Source organism: Phaeovulum sp., assembly GCF_041596715.1.
Taxonomy (GTDB): Bacteria; Pseudomonadota; Alphaproteobacteria; order Rhodobacterales; family Rhodobacteraceae; genus UBA6213.
In genome coordinates this window covers 1-8,775 of the sequence record NZ_JBFHIA010000129.1, presented here as the reverse complement: position 1 = coordinate 8,775, position 8,775 = coordinate 1, and the positions used below count along the sequence as shown (strand labels likewise).

At 61.5% G+C, this 8,775-nt stretch carries 7 protein-coding genes; 1 reads left to right on the top strand and 6 read right to left on the bottom strand.

The window, feature by feature from the left end; genetic code table 11:
- Positions 1-310 (bottom strand): alcohol dehydrogenase catalytic domain-containing protein (locus ABY403_RS09960; RefSeq protein ID WP_372840644.1); only part of this gene is annotated, 310 nt, incomplete at its 3' end.
- Positions 311-427: 117 nt separating this feature from the next.
- Positions 428-1,984: a phospholipase D family protein gene (locus ABY403_RS09955; RefSeq protein WP_372840643.1), complete on the bottom strand. Its 1,557-nt coding sequence runs from the start codon at positions 1,982-1,984 to the stop codon at positions 428-430.
- A 357-nt stretch (positions 1,985-2,341) separates the two neighbouring features.
- Between ABY403_RS09955 and ABY403_RS09950 the strand changes: the two genes are divergently transcribed.
- Positions 2,342-3,286: a PleD family two-component system response regulator gene (locus tag ABY403_RS09950; protein ID WP_372840642.1), complete on the top strand. Its 945-nt coding sequence runs from the start codon at positions 2,342-2,344 to the stop codon at positions 3,284-3,286.
- A 160-nt stretch (positions 3,287-3,446) separates the two neighbouring features.
- Here the strand turns inward: ABY403_RS09950 and ftsH are convergent, their stop codons facing one another.
- Genes ftsH through pdhA form a run of 4 tightly spaced genes read right to left on the bottom strand, consistent with a single transcriptional unit; the run spans position 3,447 to position 8,725 of the window.
- Positions 3,447-5,264, bottom strand: a complete 1,818-nt coding sequence (ftsH, locus tag ABY403_RS09945; protein WP_372840641.1) for an ATP-dependent zinc metalloprotease FtsH — start codon at positions 5,262-5,264, stop codon at positions 3,447-3,449.
- Between the two features lie 22 nt (positions 5,265-5,286).
- Positions 5,287-5,535, bottom strand: a complete 249-nt coding sequence (locus ABY403_RS09940; RefSeq protein WP_372840640.1) for an acyl carrier protein — start codon at positions 5,533-5,535, stop codon at positions 5,287-5,289.
- On the bottom strand, positions 5,532-6,737 hold the full coding sequence (locus tag ABY403_RS09935) for a dihydrolipoamide acetyltransferase family protein (RefSeq protein ID WP_372840639.1): 1,206 nt from the start codon (positions 6,735-6,737) through the stop codon (positions 5,532-5,534). The genes ABY403_RS09940 and ABY403_RS09935 overlap by 4 nt, the downstream gene beginning before the upstream one ends.
- A complete protein-coding gene (gene pdhA, locus ABY403_RS09930) occupies positions 6,734-8,725 on the bottom strand; it encodes a pyruvate dehydrogenase (acetyl-transferring) E1 component subunit alpha (protein WP_372840638.1) in 1,992 nt (663 codons plus the stop codon). The genes ABY403_RS09935 and pdhA overlap by 4 nt, the downstream gene beginning before the upstream one ends.
- Positions 8,726-8,775: the final 50 nt, after the last annotated feature.

Sequence of the window (8,775 nt, the reverse complement as noted above, 5' to 3'; positions counted from 1 at the left end):
GTTCGCCGATGCGGGCCGGATCGACCGCTTCGCCCACGGCAACGACATGGCCGCAGACATCCGCGCCCTGAATACGCGGAACCACAAGCGGCTTGCCGCTCCAACTCGCATCGTCCGCCACCGCGCCGCTTTTCGAGTACCAGCCGATGCGTGTGTTGATATCGGTGTTGTTCACGGCAGCGGCCGCAACGCGGATCAGCACCTCGCCCTTGCCGGGGGCGGGAACCGCCAGATCATCGCGCCATTCCAACATCTCGGGGCCGCCGTGACCGATTAGAACCACGCCGTGCATTCTTGATGGCAGGGTCATATCAAGCTCCGCGGAAAGAAAGGGATGACACTCACCGCGCAGCGCGCGTTTGTCAACCGAAGCGCGGGACTGCCAAGCACCGGCCCCGCGTGCATGACCTGTTTCCCCATACGAGGGTCAGAGAAGCCACTGCACCGGCAGCAACTGAATGAACCAGAGCATAATTCGCAACGGAAGCGTGGAATTGGGCTCGGTCTCGAAGACGGTGGGGGTTTCGTCCGCATCGGTCGTGGTCCAGACCATGTGCCCAGCGGAATCCTTGGTCACATGATAGGCGATCGAGGCAAGGTTGGCATCAAGCCAGTCGGACATGTTGCTGGCAAGGCTGCTGCTATCGATCAACAGCCCCATCTCGGTGTTCAACCGTTTCGAGCGCGGATCGAAGTTGAAAGAACCGATGAAGGCGCGGCGACGGTCGATCGAAAAACTCTTTGCGTGCAGCGCGGCACTGGAAAGCTCGATAATCCCAAGGTCGCTGATAGTGCGGCGCACAACGTCTTCGGCCCGAAGTTCAAAGATATCCACCCCGCCGGAAATCAACGCCTCGCGGTAGTCGGCATATCCGGCATGGACCGGAACGACATCCGTTGCTTCAAGCGAATTCGTGAACACGCGAACGCGGACGCCGCTTTCGACGAACTCGACCATTTTCTCGGCGGCCGATGTGCCCGGTATGAAATAGGCCGAGACGATGTCGAACGCGCTTTCGGGTGTTCCGATCTCTGCCATCAAACGACGGAACATCACCTCTGAACCATCATCCAGCCCCAAGACCTTGGCAGGATCGTCGCTGAACAAACGAGTCGAGACCCATTCCAGCGGCAAGGTCGTCTCTCGAATCTGCTCGACCAAAGACGAGGCGCGCACGACTTCGGAATAGGCGCGGCCCTGTGGTGTGTCGCGCAGTGCCAAGGCGCGATCATCTAGGCGCGTTTCTGACCCCGGCTGCAATTGGATCAGGCTTTGAGCCGGATAGGCCGAACCGCTGCTCCAATAGCTGAAGAAATCGGCCTCGACATCGCGCGCGACAGGGCCAACCGCCAGCACATCAAGATCGAGAAACGAAAGCCCGGTGCCAGTTTCAAAATAGTCATCGCCAATGTTGCGCCCACCGACAACCGTCACGATCCCATCGACGGTGAATGACTTGTTGTGCATTCGCCGGTTCAAGCGAAAGAAATCGAAAGCATAGTTAAGCAGTCGGTGCCCGCGCAGCGTGAACGGGTTGAAAATGCGAACCTCTGCGTTCGGTAGGGCCGCAAGTGCCGCCAGTTCCTGATCCAGCGCCGGGGTTCCGTTATCATCGACCAACAGCCGAACCTGCACCCCGCGCAGCGCCGCCGCCTGCAATTCGGAAAGCAGGCGGATGCCGGTCAGATCGTCCTGCCAGATGTAATACTGCGCGTCGATCGAAGCGGTGGCACTTCGCGCTAGAACCATGCGCGTCGCGAAGGCATCGACGCCGCTATCAAGCAGCATGATCCCCGACTTGCCGGGATGTTCCGCTGCAAGTGGTATGAGCGTCGCGCCAAGCCCGGTCTCGGCAGGTTCCGCCTGCGCGCGCGCCCCTGTTTCGCTTACAAGCGCCGGTAACGGAAACGCCACGCGCAAGGCGATTATGGTCGCGGCCGAACATACCGCCACGATGGCGAAAATCCTGACCGCTTTCAGCATGGCGTCATCTCCTCGGGCGTCAAGAGAACCGGGTTTCGCAAACCAGAGGCACCTCTGGCGAGCCAGAGCGACACGGTATCGACCATTCTCGGCAAGGTCTACCGCAGGCCACTTCCGGATGCCCGCGTTCCGCTGCACAGGTCTTGCGCCAAGTGGTCTGAAGCCGCTTGAGGGAATGCCCGCGGCGCGATCTTGTTATGCCGACTTGACCCACGAAAGAACATCGGCCAGACACTATGCGTCGGGAACTCGCCGCGTCGCGGGTAAAGCGCCAATACCCGGTTATAACTGGGTTTTGCGCAACGTGGGCAGCAGCGTTCATTTTTCAGTTGCGGAGCGATTCAAGAGGTCGAGCAGATGAAGATCCTAGCTGTCGATGACGACCCCATGTTTCGCAAATTACTGCAAACGTTGCTATCTTCTATCGGGATGAACAACCTGACGCTGGCAACGTCTGCGGTTGAAGCAGCCCAGATCATCGTTGACGCCAAGCCCCCGTTAGACTGCTTCTTCATCGACATGAATCTGCCGGTAATCAAAGGCGACTATCTATGCAGGTGGATCAGGCACCTGCCAGATTATCACGACAAGACGGTCATGATGATTACCGCAAAAACCGACAAGGTTGATATCGACCACGCATTCGCAGCGGGCGCATCAGATTATTTGACCAAGCCTTTGGACATTGGCGAGTTTACAAACCGGGTCAAACAGATCGAACAACACTGGCAAAGGGCGGAACAGTTTTCCGGCACAGATCGCCCGAAGCCGGTTGAAACCGCAGACTCTCAAAAACCTGCATTTGCCGCCTTCGCGCAGCCGATGACGCTCGACAGTGTTCCGGGTGCGATCGACCTTGCCGCTCTTGAGAAATACCTGGTGCAGCTTTCAAAATCGCAGCAGCAGGAAATGTATGTAATCGCATTCAAGATCTTTGAAGCCGCGAAGCTGCATCTGACCTGCTCAGCCGACGAATATCATCGCATCATGGCGGCTGTTGCCACGGCAATCCTTCAAAACCTCAAAGCACTGCGCCCCTTCATTTCCTACACAGGATACGGCGCTTTCGTCAGCGTCGCCCAATACGGCAAGCCCGGCGAACCGGACGTGGCGCGATTGGAAAGCGCTATCGGGCGCAGCTTGCGCGGTATGCAGATCCGCCAAGACGACGGCACACCGATCAAGATCAAGCTTTGCATAAGCCCCTGCCGGATTCCGGGTCATTGGTCTGGCGACAAGGTGCTCGATGCGATGTACCACACTATCGTCGATGCCGAGGCGCGTTGCGGAAGCGATCAGTGAAGCAACGCCCCCCGCCGAGGCCTGGCGCTTGGCCACATTCCGCACTTCGTGCCGCACTGCTCGAGCCTTCAAGGGGCCGGACCGGCGCATCACACCATCCTTGCCCCGAAGCCTCTTGGTAGCAGCTTCGAACCCCTTGCGCAGACCGCCCTTCCGCCAGCTACGCGGCGCGCACCTTGTGCGGCTTGAGGGGCGGGAAGTCCGCAGGGGTGATCGTCTCGCGCTCCATCAGCAACCGCGCCCCTGCCTCAAGGTCAGTGTGTGCCTCTTTCAGTAGCGCAAGCGCCCGCTGGAACGCCGTGTCCAAAAGCTCGCGCACGGCCAGATCGACCTCGCGCGCAGTCTCTTCAGAATAGTCTCGCGGGCTGAAGTTGACACGATCCTCGCCCAGATAACCGCCGCGTTCCTGTTCCAGAACTGCTTGGCCGAGCACCTCGTGCATACCGAACCGGGTGACGATTTGGCGCGCGACGTCGGTGGCGCGCACCAGATCATCCGCCGCACCGGTAGAAACCTCGGAAAAGCGGATCTGTTCAGCCGCGCGACCGGCAAGCAACATGACCATACGGTTTTCCAGTTCGGACCGGGTGATCAGAAACCGGTCCTCGGTTGGCCGGGTCAAAGTAAAGCCAAGCGCCCCGATGGTGCGCGGAATGATCGAGACCTTGTGCACGGGGTCGGCACCCGGCAGGCGAGCCGACGCCAGCGCATGGCCCATCTCGTGCCATGCGACCGTTTCGCGTTCGTGCTTGTTCAAAAGTCGTCCCTTGCGTTCCATCCCCGCCACAACCCGTTCCAGCGCGGCGGTGATGTCCACCATGCCCACAGCTTGAGCCCCACGCCGGGTGGCGTGAATTGCCGCCTCGTTCACCAGATTGGCCAGTTCCGCGCCGGTAAAGCCCGGGGTCAGCCCTGCTGCCGCATCAACGTCCAGGCTCGCATCGACCGCCACCTTTCGCAGATGCACCTTGAGAATGGCGGCACGCCCGCTACGGTCGGGCCGGTCCACCACCACCTGACGGTCAAACCGCCCTGCGCGCATCAAGGCGGGGTCAAGGATTTCGGGCCGGTTGGTTGCCGCCAGCAGCACGATACCGTCGCGCGGGTCAAAGCCGTCAAGCTCGGCCAGAAGTTGGTTGAGCGTCTGTTCTTTCTCGTCATGCCCCCCGCCAAAGCCACCGATGCTGCGGCGGCGTCCAAGGGCATCAAGCTCGTCGATAAAGATGATGCAGGGGGCAGCCTTGCGGGCCTGTTCAAACAGATCGCGCACCCGCGCGGCACCCACCCCCACGAACATCTCGACAAACTCGCTGCCCGAGATGGAAAAGAACGGCACACCAGCCTCGCCCGCAATGGCGCGGGCGAAAAGCGTCTTGCCGGTGCCGGGCGGACCGGTCAGCAGAATACCCTTGGGGATACGCGCGCCAAGCCGCCCGAACTTGTCTGGCTCTTTCAGAAAATCGACGATCTCTTTCAACTCGGCCTTGGCCTCTTCCACCCCAGCCACATCGTCAAAGCTCACCCCGGTGTCGCGCTCGACATAGATCTTGGCGCGCGATTTGCCGACGTTCATCATCCCGCCGACGCCCTGCTTTTCAATCAACCCGCGCAAGAAAAAGCTCCAGAGCGCGAAAATCAGCAAAACCGGCACGACCCAAGACAGCAGCGAGGAAAGAAAACTGTTTTGCACCGTGCCGTCAAACTCGACTTCGGACCGTTCCAACCGTTCAGTCAGATCAGGCGGCACGATATTGGTGATGAAATGCGTGTTGCCGTCGATCGGGGTGCGATAGCGCCCTTCGATCTGTTCGGCCCGCACGGTAACTTCGGAAATACGCTCCGTCTCCAGATATTGCAGAAATGTGCTGTAGGGAATGCGCTCTGTGACCTGCGCCTCTGACAGCCAGGATTGCACGAGCAAAAGGCCCATGAAGGCCGCCAAGAAATACCAAAGGTGAAATTGCTGCTTGCGGTCCATTGTCGTCCTCTTCCGATGGCTATCAGGGTGCCAGCTTCTCGGTCAGATAGGCTACGGCTTTTGCGGGCGTGGCGAGTTGCGGGTAATCCGCCTCGGGGATCGGAAGCTTGAACTTCTTGTGCAGGGCGCTGACAAGGTTCAGAAAATCCATGGAATCCAAGCCAAGGTCGTCTTGCAGATGATCGTCATCACCGATGCTTTCTGGGTCAAGATCGGGGGCAACGGCAGTTAGCTGGGTGATGAAGGCGGTGCGAAGATCGGTAGGTGTCATGGGTTTTCGGGCTCCTGCAAAAGGCGGTCGATCTCGGCCAGAAACAGCGCGCCGCGGCGCCCGTCGCTAACCCGGTGGTCAGCCGCGAGGGTGGCGGTCACGGCAAGGCGCGGCGCAACGGTGTCGTTGTGCACCAGGGGCAGCAGTCGGGGCGCGCCAAAGCCCACCAGCGCAACCTGCGGTGGGTAGATCACGCCGAACAGCGCATCGACCCCTGCCTCGCCCAAGCTCGACACGGTAATCGTGCCTTGCGTGATCTCGCTGTTGCGCAAGCGCCCGGTGCGGGTGCGTGCAACGATATCGCGCATCGCCGCCATGATCGCGTCAAGGTCGAGGTCTTGTGCATCAAGGATCGCTGGTGCGATCAGCCCGCCTCCCCGCAGCGCCACCGCCAGACCGCAATGCACGGCGTCCGAAGCGGCATAAGGCTCGGCCTCGAACCTGCCGTTCAGTTCTGGCACCTTGGCCAGCGCGCGCACGGTTGCGCGGATCAAGAGCGCACCCATCAGCAGCCGCTGATCTGGGGGGCGGTCCGCGTTGTGGGCGGTCAGCCAGTCTTGCGCGGGCTGAAGGTCGATCTGATGACTAAGGTAATAATGCGGGATCTCGCGTTTGGAACGCGACATCGCAGCGGCGATGGCACGGCGCATTTCGAGCATGTCGAGGCCGGGCTTGCCCTTGGGGCGTTCTTCGGTGGTCGCTTGCTGTGCGGGCGTAGGCGCGGCCTGCGCGTGGCCTTCGACATCTGCCAGCAGCACCGCGCCCTCTGGCCCAGTGCCCGTCACCGCATCTAGCGAAAGCCCCAGTTCCGCAGCCCGGGCCCGGGCCGCAGGTGACGCAAGCAAGGTGTCACCGGCGGATACGGGTGCCGCCTTAGCCGGTTTCGGGGCCTTTGCGGGTGCGCGCGCCTTGGCAGGTTTCGCCGGTGCGCGCGCAGGTTCAGCCACCTTTGGCACGGCGCTGCCCTTTGCTGCGCCAAGTCGCGCCAGCGGCGCACCAACCGGCAATGTCTGGCCCGGTTTGGCCAGAAGCTCGCCAATCTCGGCTTCCTCGAATATCTCGATTTCGATGGCACCCTTTTGCGTTTCGACCACCGCGACGATATCGCCACGCGCAACACGGTCACCGGGTTTCACCAGCCATTCGACCAGCTTGCCTTCCTCCATGTCGGCCCCCAGCGAGGGCATGTTGAAGACGCTCATTTGCCCACCCCCGGCAAGGATTTGACCGCAGCGACGATATCGGAAACCTGTGGCAGCGCGGCGGTTTCCAGATGCTTCGGGTAGGGCACCGGCACCTCGACCGCACAGACCCGCGCCACGGGCGCATCGAGGTACCAGAAACATGCCTCTTGCGTGCGCGCAGCAATCTCGGCGGAGAGCGACCCGGTGCGCCACCCCTCGTCCACGACGACCGCGCGGCGCGTGCGACGGACCGAGGCCACGATGGTTTCATCGTCCAGCGGGCGAAGCGAGCGCAGGTCAATCACCTCGGCTTCGATGCCGTCTTTTGCCAAAACCTCTGCGGCCTCCAACACCTTCCAGAGCGAGTTCGACCAAGCGATCAGCGTAACGTCGCGCCCCGGCCTGCGCACCACGGCGCGGTCGATATCCACCGCGCCCGCGTTCGCCGCTATTTTCCCGGCCATGTTGTAGAGCATGACATGTTCAAGGATGATCACCGGGTCCGGCTCTTGCAACGCGGTCCAAAGCATCCCTCGCGCATCCTCCAGCGTGGCGGGGGCCACAACCCTCAGACCGGGGATATGCGCAAAGAACGCCTCCAGCGAATGGGAATGCTGCGCCGCCAGTTGCCGCCCCGCGCCGGTGGCCATGCGGATCACCAAGGGCACGCCGAACTGGCCGCCCGACATATGGCGGATGGTGGCGGCGGTATTGAGTATCTGGTCAAGCGCCAGAAGCGAGAAGTTGACCGTCATGATCTCGACGATCGGGCGCATACCGACCAAGGCGGCACCTATGCCCGCCCCGGTAAAGGCCGACTCGGAAAGCGGCGTGTCGCGGATGCGGTCTGGGCCAAACTCTTTCAACATACCCATCGACACTGCATAACAGCCACCATAGGCACCGATATCTTCGCCCATCATGAAGACGCGATCATCGCGCAGAAGCGCCTCGGTTATCGCCGCGCGGCAGCACTCGCGGTAGGTGCTTTCGACAAGCTCGGTGGGGGGCGCGACTTTGGGCGGTGCGGGGCGGGTGTCTGCCACCACGTGGCGAACAAGGTCTTCGACCGGCTCTAGCGGGGCCTGTTCACAGGCGGCAACAGCATTGTTTAGCTGCGCCTCGACCTCGGTCTCGATTGCGTCCACCTCGGCCTGCCGCATCAGGTTGTTGTCGATAAGCCAGCCCTGAAAGCGCGTGATGGGCGAGCGTTTGCGCCATTCGGCGACCTCGTCCTTGTCGCGGTACTTTTCGGTGTCAAACATCGAATGCGGCCGCGTGCGATAGGTGCGACATTCCAGAAACTGCGGGCCACCGCCCGCGCGGATCGCCTCGACCAGCCGCCGGGCCGCAGCCTCGACCGCCACCACATCGTTGCCATCGACACTTTCAGCCGGCATGCCGTAGCTTGCGGCGCGGGGGACGAAATCGGTATTCGCCTGCACCCGCGCCACCGCCGACCCCATCGCGTAGAGGTTGTTTTCCAGCACGAAGAGGACCGGCACCTTCCATAGCGCGGCCAAGTTCATCGCCTCGTGAAACTCGCCCTCCGCCAGTGCCCCGTCACCGAAAAAGCAAACCGTCACCCGGTCTTGCCCCTGCAACGCATCGCCAAGGCCCAGCCCCACGGCCAAAGGCAGGCCACCGCCCACAATGGCATTGCCGCCATAGAGGTTGGTTTCGGCATCAAACAGGTGCATCGACCCGCCGCGGCCACCCGCACAACCGGTGGCCTTGCCGTACATTTCCGCCAGCGCCGACTCCATGCTCATTCCCCGAGCCAGCGCATGGCCATGCTCGCGGTAGGTGGAAACAACACGGTCGCGCGGATCCAGCGCCGTTGAAACGCCAACCGCCACCGCTTCCTCGCCATCGTAAAGGTGCAGAAAGCCGCGTATCTTTTCTTGTGTGTAAAGCTCGTAGCACTTTTCTTCAAACCGCCGGATGCGGAGCATGTCGCGCAAAAGATCGTGGGCGTGGGTGTGGTCAAGTTTGACTTTGGTCATCTTGCATCCCCCTCCAGCGTCGAAAGATCGCCCTCGGGCAGGCCAAGCTC

Excerpts from the sequence above, each read along its gene's own strand:
- ABY403_RS09950 (WP_372840642.1), top strand. The coding sequence starts at position 2,342 with ATGAAGATCCTAGCTGTCGATGACGACCCCATGTTTCGCAAATTACTG.
- pdhA (WP_372840638.1), bottom strand. The coding sequence starts at position 8,725 with ATGACCAAAGTCAAACTTGACCACACCCACGCCCACGATCTTTTGCGC.
- ABY403_RS09935 (WP_372840639.1), bottom strand. The coding sequence starts at position 6,737 with ATGAGCGTCTTCAACATGCCCTCGCTGGGGGCCGACATGGAGGAAGGC.
- ftsH (WP_372840641.1), bottom strand. The coding sequence starts at position 5,264 with ATGGACCGCAAGCAGCAATTTCACCTTTGGTATTTCTTGGCGGCCTTC.
- ABY403_RS09955 (WP_372840643.1), bottom strand. The coding sequence starts at position 1,984 with ATGCTGAAAGCGGTCAGGATTTTCGCCATCGTGGCGGTATGTTCGGCC.
- ABY403_RS09940 (WP_372840640.1), bottom strand. The coding sequence starts at position 5,535 with ATGACACCTACCGATCTTCGCACCGCCTTCATCACCCAGCTAACTGCC.